The following is a 25934-nucleotide window of genomic DNA, read 5'->3' as shown; positions in this document are numbered from 1 at the left end:
ATCCGCAAGCAACTGGAGTACTTCCCTACCTTGCGAGCGGCAATGGAGTATGTTCTGAGTTTAGTGTCCTAACCAACCTGGCGGTTGCTATACCACTGATTCCATACAAGTCGCACCTGTAAATACCTTATCTTCATACTGTCCCTCCACCCACTGGCAAATCGTAATTTGTTGCATTTGTGCGTCAACAATCCAATACTCTAATATTTCTCTAGCGGCATACTCCGTCCGCTTGTAGCGATAATCACGAGCGCGGTTCGCTGTTCCCGGAGAAACAATTTCAATTACTAGCGCAGGCGGCGGCATATCACGGGTGAGAGTAGCACGAGGCGCACCGATAAGAGCAGCATAAGATTCTTCTGTGTGAACCATTAAGTCAGGTAAACGACATCTCGCCCGTCGCCCTGCTACCTCAATTTCTGTATCCTTATGAGCAACTAAATAAAAGGGGAAATGTTTTAGTAGTTCAACGAATAGAAATCTTGCCAGATTGCTATTTTCCTGACTTTCTGGTGGCATCTCGACTAGTTCTCCATCCACCAACTCATAGCGCGTGTCTGTACCATCGTCATAGGTAAGATACTCCTCAAAGGTCAGCAGTTTTTGGGTTTTCGTCGTTTGGGTCATTTGCTTTACCTTCTTACCTTACACAGACTACTACATAGGATAAAACCTATTCGTTATGTGATGCTGTAAACTTTGTGTTGATGCATAGGCAAGGAATTATGGAGGCATTAACAACTGATAAACACTTTGAGCAAGATGGTTTTATTCGTTTGTTGCAGTCAGCAGGCTAACACTGCGCTGCAACAGCCAAAAATGTATCTGCGTTAGCAAGTCATCCTACTCCTACGGAGAAGCAAGCTACGTGCAGCGTCTCGTAGAGAGCGTCATTACAAATTAGTATCACTTGTTATACCAAGTTTTTCGCCACTGTTGCATTTGTTTAATCTCTATCTCTTGGGCTTTAACAATTTCTTGGGCTAATTTCTTGATTTCAGGGCGCTTAGACTTATTTAAGGCATCTTGCCCCATTGTTACAGCCCCTTCGTGGTGAGGAATCATCGCATTGATAAAGCGCAGATCAAATTCAGCATCGGCTGCACCTAAGTCTTGACTCATCATCATAGTTTTCATTTGGTTAGATGACATTTCCATCGTATGACCCATTTGACTGTCATAAGCCATTGGTTTATCTCCCGCCTTGGGATACCAAGCTTGTCGCCACTGCTTCATCTGAGTGATTTCTTGATTTTGCGATTTGATAATATTGTCTGCTAGTTTTTTGATTTCAGGACGTTTTGATTTCACCTGAGCAACATTCGCCATTTCCACAGCCCCTTGATGGTGCGGTATCATAGCGTCGATAAATCGTAAATCTAAATTAGCATCGGCTGGGCCTAAATCCATTCCCATGCTGTGATTCATCATCTGCTTGTCATTAGTATTGGTGGCGGTTTCCTTTGGCGCTTGGCTTTGGTTCTGGGAAGCGGTATTAGCACAGCCTGTAATTAACTCACCGCCTGAAGCGATCGCAGTAAAAGTTAACGCCAAAAAGCCGTTCCTTAAAAATAGCAGTTGCATAAATCTCACCTAACAATTTTCTAATTCTAACGATTTAAGTAATCATCTAATGAAATTAAAATGAAATCTAAAGATCCCCAATAACTTTTACGAAGTCGGGATCTTGTTTCTCATTTCTATGTTGTCACCAATACCTACATTGTCAGAAGCTAGCAATAGTCATTTATTAGCTTCTGCCAAAGTAGGCGATCGCATTCTTGCGGTTACAATTCCCAAAGCTGCTGAAAAACTGTACCGTTTAATGAATTTGGGACAAATTATTCAATCCCACACCCTGAGTTTCTTCCACCTCAGCGCCCTAGATTTATTATTAGGAATAGATCGGGGTTAATTCAGAAAGGAAATTTAATAATTGCTACAGATCAAACTGAGTGCTGAATGCTGTTAGCGTCAGCGGGGCGTTTAGCCCGTGCTGAGTTGACACCACGGGCTTTGTCGGGGGCTTGAAAATAATGATGCTAGATATTTTTACCATTGATAAATCAATTTGCTCTGTACCTATTTAATAACGAATTACGAATTCCTAATTATTTGATCAAGCCATAAAAGTTATCTCGTAACATTTAATCTTCATTCTTTTGTAATTTGCATTCCAAAACGTAAATATACCAAGGGCGATAATGCTTAATAGCACGATAACAGAAGCATGAAAGCGTGAATACAAAACTCCTCATTTCTCCTCAAGAAGTCACGTCACTGTTAGCAGAAGACTCATCAAAAACTGTCATTATTGATACGCGAAGTCAAGAAGAATATGCTATTTCTCATATTTCTCAATCCATAAATATTAGAGATTTTTTTACCTATCTTTTAGAGAATTCCTCTCCAGCAGGATTGAAGGAATTACAAGAGTATTTTGCAGAAATCATGAGCAGGGTAGGAATATCTGGTGCAGAACAGTTAATTGTTTATGAAGATGCTTTAAATAAAGGTTATGGTCAATCTTGTCGAGCAGCTTTTTTACTGAAATATTTGGGTTGCACTCAGGTATCTATTTTACACGGAGGATATAGAGCATGGCTTAAGGCAGGATTACTTACTACCGATGAAGTACCGCAGCGTGAAAGCAGCATATTTAGATTGCATCCCAACACTGACATAATGGTGACTACCACCGAGATGTTGCAAGCAATTGAAAATCCAGCAATTATTAAATTAGATGTACGCGATCGCAACGAATGGCTTGGGTTGAGTTCTTCTCCTTATCATCCTGATTTTTGTCCTCGCAAAGGTAGAATCCCTAACGCAGTATGGTTAGAATGGTATCATCTAATCAATTCTGAATCGGAAATTCCTACGTTCCGATCGCCAGATGAAATTCGAGAAATTTGTCAGTCACTAGGTATTACTTCTCAGTCCATTGTGTATATTTACTGCTTTAAAGGTTCAAGGGCTGCGAATACATTAATAGCCCTTGAAGAGGCGGGAATTTCTGCTAGAAATTATTTTGGCTCTTGGAATGAATGGTCTCGTGATTTTGCACTACCAATTGATAGCAGAGTCATGCAATGAGCGTATAAAGCAATACGCTTGGATTAAGAATTATAGTAGATTGGATTGAGAATGTGAGTAGCATTATTACGTCATTGAATTTTGAATTCTTTTTCAATCAAACATCAACATTTATCTGTTCTATCTGTCTAGCAGCTTTATCCCAAAGCTTTGCTGAAGTCTCATCTTGCCAATGAGTTCTTAGATTTTCTGCTTTTTTGTGACATATTCGCTCTAACATTTCTAATATTGCGGATAATGTCAATTGATTAATTAATGATTCTAAAATTTCCATATATTCTTTTTGCATGATAATTATCTCCTTAACGTCATCTGATATATGCTGACAAAACCAACTTATTCTTAAGTAATGTATTAAAATTTGTTACAAATTTGAACTAATATTCTGCCAGCATATACATGCAGTTTAACCTATTTTGAATACTCAATTTTGAGAATTTATTTTTAATAGATGAAAAAACTGTTTAATTCAAATATTTCCTCACAGCTTCCTCAAGCTTTTTATCTAACTTAAAAATTGGGTGAGAATTTATCACCTTTTGCTGAACAAGGAATAGAGATAGCAATTGATAAAATAAACCACTTAATCAAAACTGTGAGGAAAGAATTATGCATGAAGTTGGCATGATACAAAATATTCTTGATGCTGCTGTCAAACGAGCTAAAGACGAAGGTGCTAGCCGCGCAAGCCCTCTCTATCCCCCGATAAACCTGTTTTGCGCGGTATAACACAAAACCCTGATGTCTACTTCCAAGTGAGAGAAACTGTCAATCCTTACTATCTAGTACAGCATGGCGTAAATAAACATACCCCTACCCTTCGGGAACGCCAAGGGCGAACGGGTGACGCTCTCTAGGAGACGCTTTTGCTAGCTTGCAACTCTTACAGAGTACGCAGGCTCGCTAACGCTGCGAAGATAGGCAGTTCCTCATGGGGGGAACCCCCTCTGAGCGACTGCCGAACCATTTCAAATGGCGCAAGAGCTTGGAATATAATTATGCATGACTTTTGACTTCCGCCTTGCAGTACTAGCTTGTGCAGACATCACCCAGAAAGTCATAGATGAATTTGCTGTGATGACTGGGCGACAATATCAACTATTTGAATACTACGCCGACTCAGCAGCTGAACTGCAAATTTTCACATTACTCCAACGCTCACGTATTAGGTAATTTCTGGAGGCAAAAGCTCATCTATACCAAATATTTATTAAGAAGTGTTTGAGCTATTTTAGAGTCAAAATCTTTTCTAATATCTAAAAACTTTGCAACAGTTTGTAAAATGCGGGAATAAGCATCGGAAGAGGCAGAGGTGGAGAGGGAAAAGATTTACTGCAACTTCTCCCCTGCTTCCATCATCTCCCTATTCTCCAGTCCCTATTTACTCGAATGTGACTTTTCTGGCATGACTATATTAGTGTGGCTTGCCTTGCCATTTTTGCCGTTAGTATTTCCGTTACCATTGCGGGGATGGATAACACCATAACCGCCGTGGTTACGTTCGTAAATTACATTAATCTCTCCAGTTTCAGAATTGTGGAACATATAAAAGTCGTGTCCCACGAGTTGCAGTTGTTCTAGGGCTTCTGCAACGGTCATCGGCGGCATGGAAAAATATTTGGTGCGGACGACTTCGTTGGGCAATTCGGCGGTGCGATCGCCAATTAAATCTGTTACTATCGACTCTGGAATAACTACTTCTGTTGGTTGAGGATGAGTTTTGTGGTCTTGACGCCGTTCTTTATATTTCCGCAGTTGACGGGCAATTTTATCTGCAACTAAGTCAATGCTGGCATATAGACTTTCGCTGCTTTCCTCGGCCCGAATAACGTTACCATTAGCATAAATAGTTACTTCAGCCGCTTGTCTTGGATTAATTCGGGGATTCCGGGCGACGCTAAGATGCACATCCACTTCATTTGTAATGCTTTGAAAGTGATTAACTGCTTTTTCAATTTTTTGATGTACATATTCACGAATCGCATCGGTGATTTCAATATTTTTGCCGTGGATGACAAGCTTCATGTAATACTCTCCCGCTGAATATTTTGGATGTGTGAATTTGCTTTGTATGAAAAGAAATTGCGGTTAAGGTTTATTATTCCCGCCAAAACAAATTGTGAACTATATTGTATCTACTGCTATTAAGCTGTCTCTCAGCTTACTGCATCTAAGGAATTATCAAGTATACCCTTGATTTACCTCCTCATCTCTGCGCTGATGTCTAATTGTATATCCAATTAGCACTCAAGAGTTGAGAAAATCTAATTGTAGCTTTTATGACTACCTTTTCCTTAAAAGGAATGCTTACAGAACTGTTGATATTTGCTCCTTCTGTGTTCGATTGAGGTTTGCTTGCTGTTGTTAAAGAATACAAGGCTTTGTGGAAGTTTGATTCTGTTTGCAATGCAAACAATGATATTAAAGTCATCAGCCAGTACATTCGTCCTTATTGTTTTGGCATAATGCTTATTGCAGAGAATTCCTCCTAAGACCTATTGAGGTTAATATTCAAGCTAGCACTTTGTTTTTTCTAATGCATCTTCCCTTGACTTTCCTTTAAAATCCTTTGCAAAGCTTGACAATTTTTGATTCTAATTCTGTAATTTGAAATATATTTAGTTCTTTATACAGTTGAATTTTGGCATGATCCATAGTAATAAAATACATAAAAACATTTGTTTGCTATATAACCAAGGATTAATGCCTTACTTGGAAGCTCATGGATGGCAGCGATCGCTTCTGACTGAGCGCATCCACGACCCTAGTCTAGATGATGTGTTAATTTTGCTAGAACATCCACCTGTCTACACTCTGGGACAAGGAAGCAACTTAGACTTTCTCAAATTTGAGATTGACAAAGGTGAATATGATGTGCATCAAGTTGAACGAGGTGGCGAGGTTACTTACCATTGTCCTGGTCAACTGGTGGGCTATCCAATTTTAAATCTGCAACGTTATCGTAAAGACCTCCATTGGTACTTGCGGCAAATTGAAGAAGTAATAATTCGCGTATTGGCAATTTATGGATTGCAAGGAGAAAGAATTCCGGCTTTTACTGGCGTTTGGTTGCAAGGGCGAAAAGTTGCAGCTATTGGTATTAAAGTCAGCCGTTGGATTACTATGCACGGCTTTGCGTTAAATGTTTGTCCAAACATGACGGGCTTTGAGCGTATTGTACCCTGTGGTATTTCTGATAAACCTGTAGGCAGTTTAGTCGAATGGATTCCAGATATCACTTGCCAAGAAGTGCGTTTTTACATAGCACAATCTTTTGCGGAAGTCTTTGGCGTGGAATTAGTAGAATCTCAGCCCTAAGAATTTTTCTGGCTTGAGTAAATTCGGCTTGTAATATGTAATAAATACTATAGCAGTTCTATTTAAATTGTGAGACACTTATGAGAGTAGTCCATATTTAATAGTATCAAAATAACTATTTAATACCCATTTGAAAAAAGAAGGTGATAGATACAAACCTGAAAAGCCAGATTAAATCAGACTTTTGGAATTTTGAATTGGTCTAACTACGGTTGTCAAAGCTAGAATCTAATTATTTTTAAATTTCTATACTAACTTTTTACGGCTGTCAAGCACAACTTTGCGCGTGAATTACTCAAATAATCTCCAGGTATATACTCCATCGATAACATCTCTGAAAGAACGTGATTGGACAGCTTTGATAGAACTATTTGATAGAGACGACGGTGATGAAATTGAAGCTGATATCCATAGTAGTTTATTTTGGCTAATACCTGAACCTTGTTGGGAAGATGATCCCTTTGATTTCTTGCGCGAGTACCTTTAAGTAGTGCTGAGTGCTGTTAGCGGTAGCGGGGCGTTTAGCCCGTGATGAGTGATGAGTGCAAAAGAAGCCTTTAATTTATAACTCTTAACTATCTAACGTTGAGGCGACTTAGGAAAATACGTAAGCGATCGCTTTGGGGATTGGTCAGCACTTCATAGGCTGGGCCTTGTTCTGTCACAATACCTTTGTCTAGAAATATCACTTGATGTGCTACTTCCCGTGCAAATTGCATTTCATGGGTGACAACTACCATTGTCATCCCTTCTGTAGCTAATTGCTGCATTACTTGCAGAACTTCGCCAACGAGTTCAGGATCTAAAGCGCTGGTGGGTTCGTCAAATAGCATGATTTGGGGATTCATACATAAACTACGAGCGATCGCTACTCGTTGCTTTTCTCCGCCAGAAAGTTGTTCGGGATAAGCAGAGGCTTTGTCAGATAAACCGACTTTTTCTAAATATAATCTCGCTAGTTGGGCGCTTTCTTTTGGTGTTTTACCCAAGACTTTACGCGGTGCGAGTGTCATATTTTCTAAGACGCTGAGATGGGGAAACAGGTTGAACTGTTGAAAAACCATGCCTACTTGTGTTCGTAGTTGCCGCAGTTGGCTATAGTTGACAGTGGGTCGAGATAAGTTAATTCCATTGATGATTAAACGCCCTTTGTCAATGGTTTCTAGGCGGTTGAAGCAGCGTAGTAGGGTACTTTTACCACAGCCGGAGGAACCGATAACTGCAACAACTTCTCCCCGGTTGATTTCGCCGGTGATTCCTTTGAGAACTTTCAGGGAACCAAAGTTTTTTTCGATACTGTCAAAAATAATCGCGGGGATGGTATTGTTCATTACTTATGTCAAGCTGTTCTAAAGTTGATTGTAAGGTTTTCAGGCTACCGCAGAGGCGCAGAGGGAAAGAGAAAATAATATGGTTAAATTTGGTTTTAGGCGTTGGCTGTATTTATATGTCTTCGTAGGTTTTAGCTGTCTATTACTGATTAGCTGTGCTGTGAACCCTAGCGCCGGGAAAACTTTGCGGGTTGCTACGGAACCGGCGTTTCCACCTTTTGAGTTTCAAGGAAAAGGTGGCGAGTTGCAGGGGTTTTCCATTGATTTGATGAATGCGATCGCAATTGCTGCTAACTTTAAAGTTAGTTTTCAAAGTCTGCCTTTTGATGGCATTATTCCCGCTTTGCAGGCCAAAACGGTAGATACGGCTATTAGTTCGATCACAATTACTCAGGAGAGGGCGAAGACGATTTCTTTTTCCCGTCCTTATTTTAAGGCTGGGTTAGCGATCGCCATTCGTGCAGACAATCAAGACATTACTGGTTTTGACAGTCTTAAAAATAAAAAAATTGCTGTACAAATTGGTACAACTGGGGCTGCAAAGGCTAAAAGTATTCCTGGGGTACAAATTCGCAGCTTTGATTCAGCACCTTTAGCTTTGCAAGAATTACTCAATAGTAATGTGGATGCGGTAATTAATGATGCGCCTGTTACTTTATATGCTATTAATACAGGCAATCTTCAGGGAATTAAAGTAGTCCAGCAATTGCTGACGGAGGAGTTTTATGGAATTGCTACAGCTAAAAACTCGCCGAATTTGACATTGATAAATAATGGCTTGGATAAGCTGCTAAAAAATGGTACTTATTCCCAAATTTATCAGAAATGGTTTAAAGTTGAACCACCATCACTACCAGCTAAATTACCATTTGAGAATCAAACTAACGCTGGTGCACCTAAAATATTAACTTCAATTGGCGTGATTTTGCAGGCTTTCCCAAGCTTATTACAGGGTGCATTAGTAACGTTGCAATTGACGATACTTTCTGTAGTGTTCGGTTTAATTGGCGGTTCCTTGCTTGGTATTGTTCGCCTTTCTCATATTACACCTGTGCGTTGGTTGGCGAGGGCGTATGTAGATTTTTTTCGGGGAACGCCTTTGCTGGTGCAAATTTTTATGATTTACTTTGGTTTGCCAGCAATTTTACAAGAATTTGGTTTGACATTTTCTTTTGATCGTCTAAGTGCTGGGGTAATTGCCTTAAGTTTGAATAGCACTGCATACATTGCCGAAGTTGTTCGTGCTGGAATTCAATCAATTGAACCAGGACAAGTAGAAGCAGCAAAATCATTAGGTTTGAGTTCTGTACAAACTATGAGTTATGTGATTTTTCCCCAAGCTTTCCGGCGGATGATTCCACCTTTGGGTAATGAGTTTATTAGTTTATTGAAAGATACTAGCTTAGTTTCTGTAATTGGTTTTGAAGAATTACTACGTAAAGGACAGTTAATTGTTGCTGACAACTATCGCGCCTTTGAAATTTACATTGGTGTAGCGGTGGTTTATTTATGTTTGACGTTACTTTCTTCACAAGCGTTTAGTCGCTTAGAAGTGTGGATGAATCCGGTTAAAAGACAGAGAAAATATGATACTTAATAATTCAGTAGGGTATGTCATGCGTAGGCTAACGTACCTTCACAGATAAGATGAAGCTGATACATTACTTTGTTAACTAATTTGGCATATCAAGTTCCACGACTTGAGAAGGTAGGTAAGATGTAGATAGAATGCTCAACAGAGCTAACAAATTATGTAATATCAGCAAAAGATAAATATTTTTTCGTTGGAATCAAGCAAAAATATATGACAATTCTCAACGCTCGTAATTTATCCTTAGAAGAAGTTCATCGTTTTTTTGGCTTTCAAAAACAGTACACTGATTCATTTTCTAATTACTTATCTCTGGAACCTTTCACGGAAGCAGAACAGCAGGAAGTAAAACAAATTCAACATGACTTTGATAGATACCTTACAGCAGGCAAAGTTTCTGAAGGTCAGGTAAAGTTTCTTGCAGTTGCCCCTTTATTAAGATTAGCTGGTTTTTATCGCTATCCGATCGAGATTGTTTTGGAGGAGAATATTGCTGAGATTGAAGTTGAAGATGAAGATATCAAAATTAAAGGAAGATTTAATATTTTAGCTATTAGTAAGGCTAAACATTCAAAACCTCAAACATATTTTTGAGTACTGTTAATTGAATCTAAAAATAGTCAGATTGATATTTCAACAGGTTTACCTCAGCTACTCACATACTCTTATAAAAATTTAGATAACCAAAAATCGGTTTGGGGATTAGTGACTAATGGTAGAAGTTATCAGTTTGTCTATATTGAACAAGGAAATCCCCCTATTTATTATCTCTTACCAGAATTAAATTTAATGGAAAGAGAGCGTTCAAGTCAGTTGCTACAAGTTTTAAAAGCAATTTGTCAGCTTTAAAAGGTAAGAAATATGGGAAAAGTAGGATGTTTTTTTCAAGTGTTGATACGCAGGTTAAGGTTTTTGGCTCTAACCCAAGTGTATTGATTCACGGAGTTCAAAGACTCCTTCATAAGTATTACAGCGCTTTTCAATCGAATTAGGAATTAATTTGATCGCCATACACTTTACCAAAGCTACGATCGCTATGAATCTCTATCACTAAATCAACTGCTGTTGCATCTTTTACCAACGGCTTGATGAATAATTCCGGGTGAAGCGATCGCCAAAAATAATTGACAAATTGCTCTATTTCTGTATCACTCATTCCCGACTTGCCCGCAGCAATCATCTGCTGTTCCGCCTGTTTGCGCCACTCCAAAGAACAGCGGTAATCGGTGGGATAAAGCACAATTAAGCTGTCCAATCGCTCCCACAGTGGTAAATAATCGTAAAGGCGACGATTAATATCACGGGCAAATGCTCTATCTTCATCTGTAAGAATTGGCGGCGATGCAGTCTCAAATAAAGCTGGGTTGATTGGTCGCACACCCACAAACCAACCTTCAAAAAGTAGAATATCAACACCTGTGACCATTTCTGGAGTCGTGCGATCGCCAGCGCCTCTATAGGCAGATTTATCAAAGCGGGGAAGCATCACTGGGCTTTGCAACTGGCGGATTTGATCTAGTATATTTAAACCTAAGTCGATATCGTGGGTTCCTGGGGGGCCGCGCCAAATCAAGCGGGGATCTTGCTGTGTTAAAAGTAAGCGATCGCTGTAAGTTTTATACAAGTCATCCAAAGATAAACTCACAGTCCGATATCCCAAATGATCGAGAATCAAAATCAGAACCTTTGACATTGTGGTTTTACCAGTGCCTTGTCCTCCCAATATTCCTTGAATCAGGGGGCGTCCCAACTGTTGGCGCTGGGATGCTAGTTTGATTCCCAAAGGCAGCCACAAGTCCCACAATACCTGTAACATTTCCTGGGGTTGTACTTGGAGAGTAGCTTGACAGAATTGACTAAAAGCTGGAAAGACAGATTTTAGTAAATGCGATCGCCTTTCGATCATTTCATCAACATTTTCCGGCGCGATCCCGAAAGCTTTAGCCCTTAACCGATCTGCCAGCGCTGCTTCTCTTGCTTCCTGCTTCCAAGTTTCCCCCACCTCATTGGTTGCTAAAACACTCAGCCACAAATTCATAAATTCTCCATCTAACTACGATCCCAGCTTAAAAGCTTCGAGAAACAGGCTGTAGATGAAACCAACTTTGAGGAGATTTAGTGAGTCTACCAAGAGCGATCGCCGCTCCAAAAAGCTGCGACTATAAAATATTCTGCTGGTAATTTCCGTCAACAGTACTAAAAAACCAGCTGCCACAATGTCTAACTCTGCCCGTTGTCCAGCTGTAGTGGAAACTGCGTTTCCTAGAAAAAAACCGAACAAAAAACTAATTATCAGCAACGATAGTCGTCGCCAAGGATTTAAAAACCATTGCCCAAAGCGTGTAGCAATGGCATCGAACAAGTTATTGAGACGAGTGTTTTGCATCAAAGGGACTTCTGGGAAAAGTCAAGATATCTTGAAATATATCTATTATTAGGGTAAGGAGGATATTGGTTTTAGCATCAGCTTGTTTGTTAATATTATAGATATCTACTGGAATTCCAGTATTTATTCAAATTTAACCATTCTATCATCTTCTTCAGAAGTACAGTTTCTTAGAGGGTGTTTGGAAACAATAAATATTTAGTTTGATCCCCACGTTCAAGCCTTAAAAAATAGGAAAATGATTCAAAATTCCCCTTTTTAAAGGAAGCTAGTACAACAGGCGCGGAAATAAACATACCCCTTCGGGTTCGGCAGTTCCTCATGGGGGGAACCCCCTCTGAGCGACTGCCTCACCATTTCAAATGGCGCAAGAGCTTGGAATACAATTATGCGTGACTTTTGACTTCCGCCTTGCGGTACTAGTCCGTTAAGTGGGTTTCCTGACTTGTATCCATATTATCCATATACGGAAGTAAGCTACCCGTAGCCTCTACTAAAAGGAGAAGGGACTTGCGTAGATTTAGGAAGGAGGATCTTTAAGCTATTGGTATATCACCAGGCACTTTTCAAACATTCTCTGAAGGTAACTTTTCATAGCAGAAGAGAAAATATACCACTTAGATTTATCTGAGGTTTAGCAAAGGATGTCTTGTAAAGACCGTTAGCAGTTTCAGGAAACCTTTTATTTCTTTTTACAAATGAATTGGCTGAATAGGTATCAAATTTTCTTGCTTTTGTCTAAATTACGGTCAAAACCCAAAGTAATGGGTGTCTGTACCTCTTGTTTTTCAAATATTAAAGAGATTATATCCTTCAAATGTTTTCTAATCAAAATGATATTTATCATACATTTATGTTTCTAATTTTAGGAAAGTCTATATTCGGCTATTTTGTGTGATTGCCTTTTGGGATAATAGGCTACTATTTGGTCAAGCCTAGACAAAATATTTATTTCTAATAACTATCAATATGAAATTTTCAGTGTATCGTAACGTCGGTATTACAGCTTTGTGCTTGGGACTGCTTGTTGCTCTGGTGGGATGCTTTGGAGTGAGTGTATCCTTTGAGTCCACCAATCCAGATACATCTTCAGAACTGCCAACAGAAACTCAAGAGTGGCAGACAACTTCAGTTGTACCTGAAAAAGGTATTTCCGCTAATCTATCTACTCCAGCACCTACCCCATCCCATCAAGTAGAACATAGCAATAAAGAGAATACTTATCCTGTCTTGGCAGAGCGTGATAAATCAGCAAGCATTGCTAAGGATCAAGGGACTTTGCGAATGAGCAATCAAACAAATCAGCCTGTACGTCTGGTTCTACTGGCACGACAGTCAGTAGCAAAAGGATCTAGTAAAAAACAAACTCACTACGATGTACCGGCACATTGGGATTTTGCTCCCGAAGAAGGTAGTGAGAAGGGACTGGTTCTATCCCTACCTCAGAATAATTTAAAGCTGGAGAAGGGAGATGTTTTAGTTGCTTTTGCACAAGATGGTTCCCGTCGTTACTGGGGCCCTTATATTATTGGCGAAACTCAATTACCTAAGTGGAATTCCCAAAACAGAGAATGGCAACTTGTGCTGAGTCAATAAATATTGCTAAGTGGTAAATATTGAGTACGGAAGCAATTTTTGGAGAGTGGGCATTGTTTACGTTTGCTCAAACCTTTATTTTTACATCCTTACCCTACAGTTGGTAAAGTGTTAAGTAATGGATAGAGGAAAATTGTTGAATTAAAAACTTTCAAGAACAAAAGATAGATAACTAACGACTATTGATTAGTGATTGTTGACTATTGACTAAATGAGAATGAAATTGAGTGTTAGGCACACTGTTGATCGGTGGTTCAACAAAATAGCAAAAAATCCAGCCCTGAGTGTAACTGTGTCGATTTCGTGGTTGATGGTAGTTAGCTGGGTGGCTTTTGGGTGGAATTTGGGCAACACTGGCTTGATTGATGAGACAGAGCCGCTCTTTGCCGAAGCTTCGCGCCAGATGTTCGTTACAGGTGATTGGATTACCCCATTTTTCAATGGTGACACTCGTTTCGATAAACCTGCTCTAATTTACTGGTGTCAGGCGATCGCATATTACATAATTGGTGTGAATGAATGGGCAGTACGCCTTCCTTCCGCGATCGCTGCATTCGGCTTAATTTGTTTAGCTTTTTACACCATCCAGTGGTATTTGGCTAAACAAGACGAATTAGAACAAGTTTCACGTCCGACTCGCCGCTACTTAACATCTTTCATAGCAGCAGCGCTCATGGCACTCAATCCCGAAACTATTATTTGGGCGAGAACGGGTGTCTCTGATATGCTACTCACCGGATGTATGGCATCGGCTTTGTTATGTTTCTTTCTAGGGTACGCAGGGAAGGAAGGGAGCAGGGGAGCAGGGGAGCAGAGGAGCAGGGGAGCAGAAGAATTAATAACCAATACCCAATCCCCCATGCCCCATGCCCCATTTCCTAATAAGTGGTACTTAGCTTTTTATGTGCTGATTGCTGGCGCAATTTTGACCAAAGGGCCAGTGGGAATTGTTTTGCCGGGGCTAATTGTTGCTGCTTTTTTGCTTTACGTGGGTAAAGTGCGAGAGGTGTTGCGAGAAATGTACCTTTTCGTAGGTATACTGATAATTATTGCTTTGTCAGTGCCCTGGTATGCTTTAGTAATTTGGCGCAATGGCTGGAATTATATTAACTCCTTTTTTGGTTATCACAACCTAGAACGTTTTACAGAAGTAGTTAATGGTCACTCAGCACCTTGGTATTTTTACTTGATAGTTGTGCTGTTGGGTTTTGCACCATACTCAGTGTATTTACCAGCTTCTATAATCAGACTAAGGTTTTGGCAGCGATCGCATTGGCGATCCCTTGAACGTTTTCAGCAATTTGGTTTATTTGCCTGGTTCTGGTTTGCTAGCGTTTTTGCCTTTTTCAGCATTGCCGTTACTAAACTCCCTAGCTATGTATTGCCTTTAATGCCAGCAGCAGCAATCTTGGTAGCCCTGTTGTGGAGCGACCTTTTTTCAGATGCAAAGACACGGCAAATTCCTGTTTCCCCCTCTTCTATTCCGTCGAGTTCTACGTCTTTGCTGCGAATGAGTGGTTGGGTGAATGTAGTATTTTTATCAGTTCTGGCAACAGCACTGCTCAATATAACCCACATATTAGGTACCGATCCAGCGATAAGTAACTTTCACGAACTAATTCAACAATCTGGTTTACCAGTAATTGCAAGTATAATTTGGCTAGTTTGTGCTGTTTTGGTTGCGGGTTTATTATTGAGTCGCCGCTGGAACTACATTATCAGTATTAATTTAATCGGGTTTGTGGTGTTTATAATTTTTGTCTTAACGCCTGCTTCGTTCTTTATCGATCAAGAACGTCAATTACCCTTAAGGGAATTGTCTGCGGTCATTTTAGAAGCAAAACAACCAAACGAAGAATTGATCATGCTTGGCTTCAAAAAGCCTAGTGTGGTGTTTTACAGCCACATCCACGTAAATTATTTAAAATTTCCTAAAGAGGCTGTAGAGCATATTAAAAACCAGGCTGCCAAAGGACTAAAACCTCCTTCAGTGCTACTGTTAGCCGAACAGAAAAAGTTTTTACAAATGGACTTACAGCCAGATGATTACAAGAATTTATCGACCAAGGGTGCTTATAACTTGGTTCGAGTTCCTTTTAAGAAAATGAAAAATCAAAAAATAGACATATCATAAATTGTCATTAGTCATTTGTCCTTTGAGAATAACTAATGATCCCATTAACATTTGTCATTGTAACCGTTGACAGCTAAAGCTTGATTGATTTGGTTTAAGAGGTCTTCCATTGAGATTGATCGCGGTAATATTTGGGTAGCGATCGCACCAACAATAGTTTCTATCGATTCCAAACCATTCTTCCGCTGGTTAATTACCTGATCAGCTACTCCATCCGGGAAACTGGTTTTTGAGCGATTAAATCGCTGATTTAATACCAAAATTGGTGGCAACTTGAAAGGCGAATCTGCTAATTTTTTCATTGCTTTGAGTACATCTTTGTGGATAGAGGTTTCTCCTAAACAAATTAGCAGTAAGTCAACGCTTTCGTGGCGAATTTGTTGCAACACTTCTGCCCAACAAGGACTCATCGCCGCTTTGAAACCTGCTGTTTGGAGGTATTGAATTAAAGCTTGGAACCATTCAGATCCCCGTTTAGCAGTTTCACTACTAATTGAGCAATTTTTTTCTGTCCGATAACCCTTAGCTGGCTTACGTCTTACCTGGGGGAAATCCCGCAGCATTGTTAAATCCACTACTAAGATATTAGGAGGGCAGCAAATACCAGAAGCAATTTCCAGTACTGATAGTAAAGCATCTGTTTTCTCAGTGCAACTGCTGTTATCTTGAGCAAATGGTGTTAAGTAAGGAAATACAGATAGCCCTGGTATTTTAGAAGCGATTAAGGTAGTTGCAACATCGCAAGTAACCAGTGGTATAGCTGCTAAACGCGGATGTCCAATTAATTGTTGCAAATAAATTTGGGCGGTGGTACTTTCGACATCTAGCAAAATCACATCAAACTGCCATACCCGCGCCAAAAGTTCTGCCTGATCTAGGTCATCTACTTCAATCACTCGATGTTCTCGAAGTGAGGTGTGGGGATTGACCGATTCTAACTGGGGATTTACCAACCTGAGAATTCGCAGTGGGGTTTTAGTTGGGGTAATTGCACCCTTGTCTAACCCTTGCGGCAAAACTGCTTGTGTAGTACATAATTTTTCTAGAACTGGTGCTAAGACCTGATGCTCTACTGGCAAACTCAAAAAACCATCGGCTCGGTTAGCAAATGCTTGCTCTTTTTCGGCTGCCGTTGCTGTCACAATTACAGATATATGACGAGTTGCGGTGTCAGATTTTAATAAAGTCAGTACATCCCAGCCTGATAGCAGGGGTAGCAACGGATTTAAAAATATCGCTATTGGTTGCAAGCGCCGCGCTTTTTCGACTGCTTCTGTCCCCGATCGCGCAATCACTACCCGATATCCTAAACTTTTAAGTTGTTCGGTCAAGTCTTCAATATATCGAGCTACTGCCTCGACTACCAAGACCAACCGTTGCGAACTAGCAGGATGATGCTGTGTGGGCGTACTAGGATGCTGACGAGCGGCTGCGAGATTTTCCCGTGTTGGTTGGTATTGTGTCTCCTCGTCTTCTCTAATTCCCATATCTGGTTCCGAAAAGCCTGTTTTCGGAGGACTGGGTGGCAGAAGCAGTGTAAACTGGCTACCTTTACCTTCACGCGATAAGAAGCTGACATCTCCCCCGTGGAGACGAGCCAAGGCGCGAGTTAATACCAACCCCAAACCAGTACCTTCAAATTGGCGGGTGAGGGGATTTTCTAGTTGTTGGAATTTTTGAAAGATTAAGTGTTGCTGGTGTTCAGGAATGCCAATACCTGTATCCCAAACTGTAAAGGCAATCCATCCTTCCCAACGACTTACCCGCAGCCCAATTTCGCCAGATATTTCGGTGAATTTAAAGGCGTTGGAAAGTAGGTGTACTAGCATCTGGCGTAAGCGCAATTCGTCTGCCACCATTTGATCTAAACCTAGTTCAATGGAAAGACAGAATTGGGGAGCAGATGAACGGGCATTTGCAGGTGGCGGGGCAGATGTCGCTTTGGTGGTTTGAGTGTGGATAGCTTTAGCTTCCGATAGGGCGCGATCGCACACAGTACTGATTTTCACTGAAGTCAGTGTCAAATCCATTTGTCCCGTTTCCATCCGGGTCAAATCCAAAATGTCATTCACTACACTCATCAGGTGGCGTCCACTTTGATGAATCAGTCCTGCATAACGGGCTTGACGCTCGTTAAGTTCTCCCAACTGCTGATCCACTAGCAAGCGCGATAATCCCAAAACGGCAGTTAGGGGAGTTTTGAGTTCATGACTAATACAAGCTAAAAACTCGTCTTTTAACCGATTTAGTTGAATTAGATCGGCATTCTTCGCTGCTAGTTCTTTACAAAGTTGCTGCTGTTCAGTGACATCAGTAGCTAAAATCAACCATAAATCAGTGCTGAGTGCAATCTCCTCTTGGGCACTGATAACTTTAAACTCAGGACTATCTAAGGGAATTTTGGCAAACTGCCAGATTTGCTCTTGACCATTTTGCACTTCGACAACGCAGGTACAAGTACCCACTTGACTATCTAAATAGCATCGGCTGTATACAGCATCACCTGATACTTCTTGTTGAATCAGTTCTTCTTCACCACCATACTCATTCTCCCTACCATTGGGATAAACCTTGATTGCTGGTTGGGTGACATATTCTGCTATCTCAGAGCGTTTTGGGACAAGTATTGCCTCCACCTGTTGCCTAACCCCTTCTGGATCTTTTAAGGTTCCTAATTGCTCCCACCAGGCAGGATTTCGCGCTACCACCTCGCCAGTACCCGTTTGCAACATTAAAGGCCAAGGCAGTCTTTCTAACAAGTGTACCAGTGGCTGGTGTCCTAACGACTTGGGTTCATTTGGCGCACCATCATACTCATGACGATGCTCGCTAGACTTTTGTAAGCCAGGCATACGTTCTTGAGCTAGCGATCGCAACAAGCGTGAACTATCCAGTAGCCCCAAATATCGACCATCCAAGTCAATCAGCGCCCAATCTAGGTTTTGAGGTTTTTCGACTTGTGAATCGCACCAGCGCAAGCTTAATTGCTCTACACGCTCCGAAACTGATATTGTCTGTATTGGCTCAATTAGACCCTGACCCCAGGTAGAAAGCGATTGGTGTAAATTTAGATTTTTATCGTCACTTTGGGCTAATAATTTTGGGATTAAACGGGCAGAATACAGCAATCCGATGGGGCATTGCTGTTGATTCACTACTACCAAACGCTCGCACTGCTCTTGCTCAAAAATCTCCAACACTACTGCCAGAGAACTTGTTTGGGGGCAGCTAGGTACGGTTGCTTGAAAGTCATAAAGCGGGTAATCTAGCATTAACATAGGGATTTGGGGGTCATTCTTCCTGTGGAACCCTCCGGCATTTCCATCTGCCAGTTGATGGTCTTTTCGCCTGAAGTCATATCCTCTAAGAAGACTCATATAAGCAACTCTGGTTATTTCAACGCCATTAAAACAACGGGATTTTCTCTAACGGACACGGGAATTGCGAACGAGTGCATTTTTCCAAAAGGCGATGTTTCTAATTTCTAATAACTAGCCAGCCTCCTCAGCCTCTTACTGGTATTTAAACTCCTCATCGATAATAGCGACGGCTAAAACAATTATGGCCTCAAAGATTCGCTTTAGAACCTTGAGGAATTATAATGATTTGGAATGCGACAATCCTTTAAGTTCGTTTAAGTATCTTATCAAGGAGCAAAATCAAAAAATATATCTATTTATATACATAGATATGTAAATCATGAGTTAATTATTGTGTCTTGCTATGCCGACGGATACCTGATCATCAAAGACCTACTAAGTTCTACCAGTTAGTTGCTCCGCTAAATTGTTGAGTGCGTAGCACTATCTGCTCAAATAGAGCGTTATTTTGGGGTAAAATCACCAGTTTACTGCACATTTAGTATTCCCCTACAAGCGTTAACCAAACTTATCAACCCGCGTTTATTGGTCAGGGCAATCGAGGAGATATATTCAAGAATAGATGTTATTACCGATATTGATTCTGCAATCTAATGTTAACAAATGCTTAAATAATCCAGTTGACTTAGCCAACCTAAAAGGTTTGAGTACGTGGGTGGGGAAATTGATGGACGCAATTATTACCCAATTTTGCCACTTACCTGTTGCTGCAACGACTTCTGGAAAACTCAACTACTTACCAAATTGGCCGCCACTCAATCCAAGTAAGGCATACACTAGCAAGTACGTTTATGTATTTGCCAGTCAGATGCAAAAAAGTCAACAGCATTTTCAGGAGATGAATCCAGCAGAAAGACAAGGATTCTTAAGACAGCTTAAAACAGATTATAGCCTGATTCTTATAGATTATTTTACTACAGACAAAACACTCAAAGATAAAATTGATAAATTTATCAATACTATATTTTATGCTAATATTCCTGTGCCCCAAATAATCGAAATTCATATGGAGGTAATGGAAGAGTTTTCTAACCAGCTAAAATTAGAAGGAAGGAGCAATGAAGCGTTACTTGATTACCGCCTAACGTTGATAGATATTTTGGCTCACCTGTGCGAAGCCTATAGGAGTTCGATTTGTAAATAAATTAAGTTTATCGCTGTATATTCCACTTGGAACAAGCTGCTAGTTCCTCCCAATGCACGATAGCTGCACCAACACCAAGGGCGAATGCATCTTGTTATTTTTATGCTCATGCCAGCTATTAAGTATATGATTAAAGCCAGAAAAACTTACGTTCTTAAGCTTTACGTAGCAGGAAATACTCCAAATTCAGTCCGGGCATTAAAAATACTCAAAGATATTTTAGAGCAGGAGTTTGAAGGTGTTTATGCTTTAAAAGTGATTGATGTATTGAAAAGTCCGCAACTGGCAGAAGAAGATAAAATATTGGCAACACCAACATTATCTAAAATTTTACCTCCACCCGTTCGCAAAATTATTGGGGATCTTTCAGATAGAGAAAGAGTGTTGATTGGATTAGATTTGCTCTATGAAGAACTGAGTGAAGAAGATTTTGAAGAGTAAAACTTTAATTATAAAACATTGAGTACAAACTATAGTAATAAAAAAACAGGTTTTAATACCCTTTTGTGATCAAGCAATGAATGAAAACGAGCAACCAGAACCAAAGCAACCACCGAAAATTGGGGGTATAGAAAAAATTCGGACGATGATTGAAGGGTTTGACGATATTAGTCATGGTGGTTTTCCAATTGGTAGAACTACTTTGATTAGCGGCACATCTGGCACAGGCAAAACTTTATTCTCTCTTCAGTTTCTCTATAACGGTATTACCTATTTTGATGAAGCAGGAGTATTTGTAACCTTTGAGGAATCACCAAGTGATATTATTAAAAATGCTCATGTTTTTGGTTGGAACTTGCCCCGCTTAATTGAAGAAGGCAAGTTGTTTATTCTTGATGCATCTCCTGATCCAGAAGGTCAAGATATCGTGGGAAATTTTGACCTTTCTGCACTCATTGAGCGCTTGCAATATGCCATCCGCAAATACAAAGCTAAACGAGTTTCAATCGACTCAATAACAGCGGTATTTCAGCAGTATGAAGCTATGGGAGTAGTACGACGCGAAATTTTCCGCCTGGTAGCACGTCTCAAATTATTGAGTGTCACAACTGTAATTACCACTGAACGTAGTGAAGAATATGGGCCTGTTGCCTCTTTTGGAGTAGAAGAATTTGTTTCCGATAATGTAATAATTGTCCGCAACGCTTTAGAAGGAGAACGCCGCCGTCGCACAATTGAAATTCTCAAGTTGCGCGGCACAACTCACATGAAAGGCGAATATCCCTTCACGATTACTAATGAAGGAGTTAACATCTTCCCACTCGGAGCAATGCGTTTGACTCAACGTTCTTCTAATGTCAGGGTATCTTCTGGTGTCAAAACCTTAGATGAAATGTGCGGTGGTGGTTTCTTTAAAGATTCAATTATTTTAGCAACAGGAGCCACAGGTACTGGCAAAACTCTGTTAGTCAGTCAGTTTATTCAAGATGGCTGCCTTAATGGAGAAAAGGCAATACTATTTGCTTATGAAGAATCACGCGCCCAACTATCTCGTAATGCTTATTCTTGGGGAATTGATTTTGAAGAATTAGAACATCAAGGTTTACTTAAAATAATCTGTACCTATCCGGAATCAACTGGTTTAGAAGACCACTTACAAATTATTAAATCGGAAATTGCTATTTTCAAACCCACTCGGATTGCTATTGATTCTCTATCAGCACTAGCTAGAGGAGTTACGAATAATGCATTTCGGCAGTTTGTAATTGGTGTGACAGGTTATGCTAAACAAGAAGAAATTACCGGTTTCTTTACCAACACAACCGACCAATTTTTAGGAGCGCATTCGATTACTGACTCTCATATTTCCACAATTACCGATACAATTCTGATGTTACAGTACGTAGAAATTCGTGGAGAAATGTCGCGGGCGATTAACGTATTTAAAATGCGCGGATCTTGGCATGATAAGGGCATTCGTGAGTATAATATTACTGCTGATGGCCCAGAAATTAAAGATTCTTTCCGAAACTACGAACGGATTATCAGCGGTGCTCCTACTCGCGTTAGTATCGATGAAAAGGCGGAACTTTCTCGCATTGTTAGACGTTTTGAAGACAAACAGAGTTCCGAACCCTAAATTTAGTATCGTAGTATATTCTTTCCTAAGTTTAGTATCGTGCTATATTCTGTGGTGAAGAAAGGTTTTCTGCCGCTAGATTGATTTTTGTGTGAGGGATGCGGTGAAAGGACAGCAATTATTTTATAGCTTCTTACCTGGTGTAACAGCAGCAGTCTTAACAACTCAGCCTGCTTGGGCTGGTACTGGTAAACTAACTGGGATACAACTGGCATCTTCTCCTAGTGTTTTGACTTCTACTTATGGTCAAGGCTTAGTTGTGGATACCATGAATACGCAACTGCCTAACACTGCAAATGTTAGTGTTCCAACCCTAGTACCTGCTTTGGGTTTTACTAAACTTAGTGTAAAACCTTTAAGTAATAACAGTATTCCAGTATTTACGGCTGAAAATACTGTTATGCCAATAAAACAACTACTTAAGAAAGATAAAGGTAGATTTTTCAGTTTGACACCTACCTCTAATCCTTCCCAAGCTCAAAAGAACCAAAAACAGAGTAATTCAAGCGCTTATGGGCAGAAATTAAAGAAGATAGTAGTTCCTAACTACACTTCAAAACCCCCTTCTGGCCAAAAAGAAATTTTGTCCCTGTCTTCTACACAGCAGCCAGTGGTTCAAAAGATAAATACTGTTACTCAGTTGCAAACATTTTTACAAACTTCAGCCACAGGTGCAGGAGCAGCAAAACTGTTGTCAGCGCAGAGGTGTCCACAGGAGTTGAGCAAAAGCAAAACAGACTCCTTGGCTAATTTGCTATTAACCTCAAGCACCTGCTTACAACAAAATGTTATTGGTCGCTTGGCTCAGAGTAATACCCCAATTCCGACAGATTCGACGCCAATCACTACGCCAACAACCGTAACTCCTGTACCAGAGGGTTTAACGCCAATCACTGCGCCAACAACCGTAACTCCTGTACCAGAGGGTTCAACGCCAATCACTACGCCAACAACCGTAACTCCTACACCAGAAGGTTCGGTGCAACCTGCTACTGTACCAGCAACTGTAACTCCTGTACCGTCAGGGTCGGTGCAAATTCCAAACAACCTGATTCCTAACTCAAATCCTCTGCAATTTCCCACCAAACCGGAGGAAGTGCAACTTCGGGGAAATCAGCCGATTACTTTGACACAGGCTCTGGAGCTAGCACGGCGTAATAATCGGGATTTACAGGTGTCCTTATTGGAGCTAGAACGCAATAAAGCAACTCTACGCGAGGCGCAAGCTGCTTTATTGCCCACTCTGGGAGTTACCACGGATCTGACTCGTAGTCAGTCTGCTAATGGTCAGCTGACGGACAAATTAAGTGGGCCGTTGGCCCCTAAACAAGATCAACCCAGTACAGCTTTTACTGGTCAAGCACAACTTTCATATAACATTTATACTTCTGGGAGAGTGCAAGCTACCATCAGAGCGGCTGAAGAACAGGTACGTTTCTATGAGTTGGCTGTAGAAACTCAGTTTGAGACAATCCGTCTGAATGTTGCCACTGACTACTACAATCTCCAACAAGCGGATGAACAAGTACGAATTGCCCAGTCGGCTGTGCAAAACTCCGAAGCTAGTTTGCGTGATGCAGAAGCTTTAGAGCGAGCTGGGGTTGGTACGCGGTTTGATGTGTTGCGATCGCAGGTGAATTTAGCAAATGCCCAACAAGATTTAACTAATGCTAGATCCCAGCAGTCAATTTCCCGTCGTCAATTAGCAACTCGGATAAGTTTGCCGCAGGGGATAAATATCAGTGCTGCTGACCCTGTACAATTAGCTGGTCTTTGGAACCCAACCTTAGAACAAAGTATTGTGTTGGCTTATCAAAATCGTCCAGAACTGCAACAGCAGTTAGCACAACGCAATACTAATGAGCAACAGCGTAGGCAGGCCCTTGCCGAGCTAGGCCCTCAAATTAGTTTGGTTGCCAGCTACAATCTGCTAGACCAGTTCAATGATAATGTCAGTGTTACTGATGGTTATTCATTCGGAGTTAGGGCAACCCTAAATTTGTTTGATGGAGGAGCAGCAAGAGCAAGAGCAGCTCAGCAAAAAGCTAATATTGCGATCGCAGAAACTCAATTTGCTGAACAGCGTAACCAAATTCGCTTTCAGGTAGAACAAGCCTATTCTACCCAGCAATCTAGTTTAGAGAATGTTCAAACCGCTAATACCGCTTTAGAACAAGCTAGGGAAGCTCTACGTTTAGCACGTTTGCGATTCCAAGCTGGTGTAGGTACTCAAACTGATGTCATTAACTCTGAAAACGACCTCACAAGAGCTGAAGGTAATCGAGTCACAGCAATTTTGGATTACAACCGCGCTTTAGCTCAGTTACAACGGTCTGTTACCCTCAGAGCATTACGCTAATTAGCTGAGACTCAACTGAATCAGTATTTTTGACTGCTGTTGTGTTTTGTAATGCACTTTGTACCTGCTATTAGACCATCACAGAGTCGAGTAGCGTTTCTAATAAAAAGCTAGCTCAAAGCCTCATTTACTCAGTGTATTTACTGAAATAATGAGGCTTTTTAGTCTAAAAGGCAGTAGACCTCTTGCATGAATCAACAAAACAGAGCAAGTTCATAATTGATACCAATTTGAAAAAAATGTGACAAATAGACCATTTGTAGAGACGCGATGAATCACCTCTTTACCCAAGGATATGTTGCAATCATTAATTGAATTGGTATGAGAAGTCCAGCAATCAAATTGCAACGTAAGCCAAAGCGTTTTCTGGTGTGACGTTTTTTCTTGCCGCTTATGCACTTCACATAACCGTTTAAATTCTGATGGTGGCAAGTCTTTTATCTTGTTTGTAGCTCATTGCTCTTTCTTTTATGAACTATATTTTTTTATACTTACACTATTCGTGCAAGAGGTCTATTGAACGTCTAAGCAGTCTTGCTGTTTCTGTTACTAGCTCCCCCATCCTCGGCTTTTGGATGTAAGTTTGATATCCAAAGGCAATAGCCTCCTTATGTGCGTTAGCTTCAATATTGCCAGTAAAAGCAATTGCTGGAATTTCTCTTTTTTTGAGAGGTGTAAGTGTTCTGACTTTCCGTATTAGCCAATAGCCAGATTTTCCTGGCATATTAATATCGCTAATTAACAAATCCAGTTGGAATTGTTCAATCGCCTCAAATGCTTCTAAAGCATTGTCTGCTGTTATTACCTTAATTCCACAGCTTTCAAAAATCTCAGTAATTAAGAATAGTATATTGGGATCATCATCCACTGCCAAAATTGTCGATCCTTTAAAACTATTTAAGTTTTTTATATTCTCTTTAAAATTTGCACGGGCTAAGTTTGTTGACACACGGATATTATTCATAATCTTTAGTCAAAGCTCCCATTTTTCTTATTGTTAATCAGCTACTACTAATATCATGTTATTATTCTGAATAAGATTCTATTCCTCAGAATTCAAAATTACTAAAAGTGAGGAAATCAACGGAAAGTAATACTTTTCCTTTAATCCCAACAATCTCTTTTTTTGTCTCTTAATTGCTTAAAAGGCAAGGGGTAAAGTTAGATTCAAACCTTTGGATTTTACCTTAACTAAAAAGTAGGAGATAATCGTTAAAAGAGTTTAAAATTGCTAACTGCACTATAATTAGAGACTGTTTGATTTTGTGAATGAGTTGATTAAGTTATACATAAAACTTATTAAATATAATTTTGGCAACAGAAACCCTTTGAGAAATTAACCACAGAACTATTGGCGTTCTCTCTTCACAAGTTCTTTTATCGGTTGCTTAACGTATAAGTTGTATAATATCTGCTAAAAGTTTGGAAATATAGCAGTTCCTGCTTGAGTGCAATACAGTATGGGATGATGGAGTATATCAACGTCTAAGTGCCTGTAGAATGAAACCTTACTCCTGTG

General features: G+C 40.3%; 20 protein-coding genes and 2 pseudogenes. 13 read left to right on the top strand and 9 right to left on the bottom strand.

The window, feature by feature from the left end; genetic code table 11:
• Positions 1 to 87: 87 nt before the first annotated feature.
• Complete coding sequence (locus V7K89_RS08505) at positions 88 to 627, bottom strand: Uma2 family endonuclease (RefSeq protein ID WP_335186167.1); 540 nt, start codon at positions 625 to 627, stop codon at positions 88 to 90.
• Positions 628 to 906: 279 nt separating this feature from the next.
• A complete protein-coding gene (locus V7K89_RS08500; RefSeq protein ID WP_335186165.1) occupies positions 907 to 1584 on the bottom strand; it encodes a DUF305 domain-containing protein in 678 nt (225 codons plus the stop codon).
• Between the two features lie 157 nt (positions 1585 to 1741).
• Here V7K89_RS08500 and V7K89_RS08495 point away from each other — a divergent pair.
• Positions 1742 to 1906: pseudogene (locus V7K89_RS08495) on the top strand (nickel-dependent hydrogenase large subunit); the annotation flags it as partial.
• A gap of 332 nt (positions 1907 to 2238) precedes the next feature.
• Positions 2239 to 3096 carry a sulfurtransferase gene (locus tag V7K89_RS08490; protein ID WP_335186163.1) on the top strand — a complete coding sequence of 286 codons (858 nt, stop codon included), beginning with the start codon at positions 2239 to 2241 and terminating at the stop codon, positions 3094 to 3096.
• A gap of 97 nt (positions 3097 to 3193) precedes the next feature.
• On the opposite strand, the gene V7K89_RS08485 is transcribed toward V7K89_RS08490, so the two are convergent.
• Entirely contained in the window at positions 3194 to 3385 is a 192-nt protein-coding gene (locus tag V7K89_RS08485; protein WP_292860261.1) for a hypothetical protein, read from the bottom strand.
• A 713-nt stretch (positions 3386 to 4098) separates the two neighbouring features.
• Here V7K89_RS08485 and V7K89_RS08480 point away from each other — a divergent pair.
• Positions 4099 to 4269 (top strand): hypothetical protein, encoded by a 171-nt coding sequence (locus V7K89_RS08480; protein WP_335186161.1) that lies wholly within the window; start codon positions 4099 to 4101, stop codon positions 4267 to 4269.
• A 204-nt stretch (positions 4270 to 4473) separates the two neighbouring features.
• Here the strand turns inward: V7K89_RS08480 and hpf are convergent, their stop codons facing one another.
• Positions 4474 to 5121, bottom strand: coding sequence for a ribosome hibernation-promoting factor, HPF/YfiA family (gene hpf / locus V7K89_RS08475; RefSeq protein WP_335186159.1), 648 nt, complete (start codon positions 5119 to 5121; stop codon positions 4474 to 4476).
• A 621-nt stretch (positions 5122 to 5742) separates the two neighbouring features.
• On the opposite strand from hpf, the gene lipB reads away from it, so the two are divergent.
• Complete coding sequence (gene lipB / locus V7K89_RS08470) at positions 5743 to 6414, top strand: lipoyl(octanoyl) transferase LipB (protein WP_335186157.1); 672 nt, start codon at positions 5743 to 5745, stop codon at positions 6412 to 6414.
• Positions 6415 to 6700: 286 nt separating this feature from the next.
• Positions 6701 to 6901, top strand: coding sequence for a hypothetical protein (locus V7K89_RS08465; protein ID WP_335186155.1), 201 nt, complete (start codon positions 6701 to 6703; stop codon positions 6899 to 6901).
• 88 nt (positions 6902 to 6989) lie between these two features.
• On the opposite strand, the gene V7K89_RS08460 is transcribed toward V7K89_RS08465, so the two are convergent.
• Entirely contained in the window at positions 6990 to 7745 is a 756-nt protein-coding gene (locus V7K89_RS08460; protein ID WP_335186153.1) for an amino acid ABC transporter ATP-binding protein, read from the bottom strand.
• A gap of 79 nt (positions 7746 to 7824) precedes the next feature.
• Between V7K89_RS08460 and V7K89_RS08455 the strand changes: the two genes are divergently transcribed.
• Together V7K89_RS08455 and V7K89_RS08450 are read left to right on the top strand one after the other, a co-directional pair.
• Positions 7825 to 9342, top strand: coding sequence for an ABC transporter permease subunit (locus tag V7K89_RS08455; RefSeq protein WP_335186151.1), 1518 nt, complete (start codon positions 7825 to 7827; stop codon positions 9340 to 9342).
• A gap of 207 nt (positions 9343 to 9549) precedes the next feature.
• Positions 9550 to 10185 (top strand): annotated as a pseudogene (locus V7K89_RS08450) (restriction endonuclease subunit R).
• A 139-nt stretch (positions 10186 to 10324) separates the two neighbouring features.
• On the opposite strand, the gene V7K89_RS08445 reads toward V7K89_RS08450, so the two are convergent.
• Together V7K89_RS08445 and V7K89_RS08440 are read right to left on the bottom strand one after the other, a co-directional pair.
• The gene (locus V7K89_RS08445; RefSeq protein ID WP_335186149.1) at positions 10325 to 11374 is read right to left on the bottom strand and encodes a glycerate kinase; all 1050 of its coding nucleotides are present in this window, start codon (positions 11372 to 11374) and stop codon (positions 10325 to 10327) included.
• Between the two features lie 15 nt (positions 11375 to 11389).
• A complete protein-coding gene (locus V7K89_RS08440) occupies positions 11390 to 11722 on the bottom strand; it encodes a DUF565 domain-containing protein (RefSeq protein WP_334853753.1) in 333 nt (110 codons plus the stop codon).
• A gap of 969 nt (positions 11723 to 12691) precedes the next feature.
• Here V7K89_RS08440 and V7K89_RS08435 point away from each other — a divergent pair.
• Positions 12692 to 13318: a hypothetical protein gene (locus V7K89_RS08435; protein WP_335186147.1), complete on the top strand. Its 627-nt coding sequence runs from the start codon at positions 12692 to 12694 to the stop codon at positions 13316 to 13318.
• A gap of 211 nt (positions 13319 to 13529) precedes the next feature.
• Positions 13530 to 15452, top strand: a complete 1923-nt coding sequence (locus tag V7K89_RS08430; protein WP_335186145.1) for an ArnT family glycosyltransferase — start codon at positions 13530 to 13532, stop codon at positions 15450 to 15452.
• Positions 15453 to 15496: 44 nt separating this feature from the next.
• On the opposite strand, the gene V7K89_RS08425 is transcribed toward V7K89_RS08430, so the two are convergent.
• On the bottom strand, positions 15497 to 18829 hold the full coding sequence (locus V7K89_RS08425; protein ID WP_442941612.1) for an ATP-binding response regulator: 3333 nt from the start codon (positions 18827 to 18829) through the stop codon (positions 15497 to 15499).
• A gap of 565 nt (positions 18830 to 19394) precedes the next feature.
• Here V7K89_RS08425 and V7K89_RS08420 point away from each other — a divergent pair.
• The 4 genes from V7K89_RS08420 to V7K89_RS08405 all read left to right on the top strand — a co-directional run bounded on the left by V7K89_RS08420 (position 19395) and on the right by V7K89_RS08405 (position 24415).
• Positions 19395 to 19976, top strand: coding sequence for a KaiA family protein (locus V7K89_RS08420; protein ID WP_335186144.1), 582 nt, complete (start codon positions 19395 to 19397; stop codon positions 19974 to 19976).
• A gap of 126 nt (positions 19977 to 20102) precedes the next feature.
• On the top strand, positions 20103 to 20417 hold the full coding sequence (kaiB, locus tag V7K89_RS08415; protein WP_335186169.1) for a circadian clock protein KaiB: 315 nt from the start codon (positions 20103 to 20105) through the stop codon (positions 20415 to 20417).
• Between the two features lie 76 nt (positions 20418 to 20493).
• Positions 20494 to 22056, top strand: a complete 1563-nt coding sequence (kaiC, locus tag V7K89_RS08410; RefSeq protein ID WP_335186142.1) for a circadian clock protein KaiC — start codon at positions 20494 to 20496, stop codon at positions 22054 to 22056.
• A gap of 103 nt (positions 22057 to 22159) precedes the next feature.
• A complete protein-coding gene (locus tag V7K89_RS08405; RefSeq protein ID WP_335186139.1) occupies positions 22160 to 24415 on the top strand; it encodes a TolC family protein in 2256 nt (751 codons plus the stop codon).
• A gap of 496 nt (positions 24416 to 24911) precedes the next feature.
• On the opposite strand, the gene V7K89_RS08400 is transcribed toward V7K89_RS08405, so the two are convergent.
• Positions 24912 to 25379, bottom strand: a complete 468-nt coding sequence (locus tag V7K89_RS08400) for a response regulator (RefSeq protein ID WP_335186137.1) — start codon at positions 25377 to 25379, stop codon at positions 24912 to 24914.
• Positions 25380 to 25934: the final 555 nt, after the last annotated feature.

This window comes from Nostoc sp. (assembly GCF_036917515.1).
GTDB lineage: Bacteria > Cyanobacteriota > Cyanobacteriia > Cyanobacteriales > Nostocaceae > Nostoc.
This window is presented reverse-complemented; position numbering and strand designations above follow the sequence as displayed.

Bases quoted from the DNA above. Each gene is read 5' to 3' on its own strand.
- V7K89_RS08505 (WP_335186167.1), bottom strand. From the start codon at position 627: ATGACCCAAACGACGAAAACCCAAAAACTGCTGACCTTTGAGGAGTAT.
- V7K89_RS08500 (WP_335186165.1), bottom strand. From the start codon at position 1,584: ATGCAACTGCTATTTTTAAGGAACGGCTTTTTGGCGTTAACTTTTACT.
- V7K89_RS08485 (WP_292860261.1), bottom strand. From the start codon at position 3,385: ATGCAAAAAGAATATATGGAAATTTTAGAATCATTAATTAATCAATTG.
- V7K89_RS08480 (WP_335186161.1), top strand. From the start codon at position 4,099: ATGACTTTTGACTTCCGCCTTGCAGTACTAGCTTGTGCAGACATCACC.
- hpf (WP_335186159.1), bottom strand. From the start codon at position 5,121: ATGAAGCTTGTCATCCACGGCAAAAATATTGAAATCACCGATGCGATT.
- lipB (WP_335186157.1), top strand. From the start codon at position 5,743: ATGATCCATAGTAATAAAATACATAAAAACATTTGTTTGCTATATAAC.
- V7K89_RS08460 (WP_335186153.1), bottom strand. From the start codon at position 7,745: ATGAACAATACCATCCCCGCGATTATTTTTGACAGTATCGAAAAAAAC.
- V7K89_RS08455 (WP_335186151.1), top strand. From the start codon at position 7,825: ATGGTTAAATTTGGTTTTAGGCGTTGGCTGTATTTATATGTCTTCGTA.
- V7K89_RS08445 (WP_335186149.1), bottom strand. From the start codon at position 11,374: ATGAATTTGTGGCTGAGTGTTTTAGCAACCAATGAGGTGGGGGAAACT.
- V7K89_RS08440 (WP_334853753.1), bottom strand. From the start codon at position 11,722: ATGCAAAACACTCGTCTCAATAACTTGTTCGATGCCATTGCTACACGC.
- V7K89_RS08435 (WP_335186147.1), top strand. From the start codon at position 12,692: ATGAAATTTTCAGTGTATCGTAACGTCGGTATTACAGCTTTGTGCTTG.
- V7K89_RS08430 (WP_335186145.1), top strand. From the start codon at position 13,530: ATGAGAATGAAATTGAGTGTTAGGCACACTGTTGATCGGTGGTTCAAC.
- V7K89_RS08425 (WP_442941612.1), bottom strand. From the start codon at position 18,829: ATGAGTCTTCTTAGAGGATATGACTTCAGGCGAAAAGACCATCAACTG.
- V7K89_RS08420 (WP_335186144.1), top strand. From the start codon at position 19,395: ATGTTATTACCGATATTGATTCTGCAATCTAATGTTAACAAATGCTTA.
- kaiB (WP_335186169.1), top strand. From the start codon at position 20,103: ATGATTAAAGCCAGAAAAACTTACGTTCTTAAGCTTTACGTAGCAGGA.
- kaiC (WP_335186142.1), top strand. From the start codon at position 20,494: ATGAATGAAAACGAGCAACCAGAACCAAAGCAACCACCGAAAATTGGG.
- V7K89_RS08400 (WP_335186137.1), bottom strand. From the start codon at position 25,379: ATGAATAATATCCGTGTGTCAACAAACTTAGCCCGTGCAAATTTTAAA.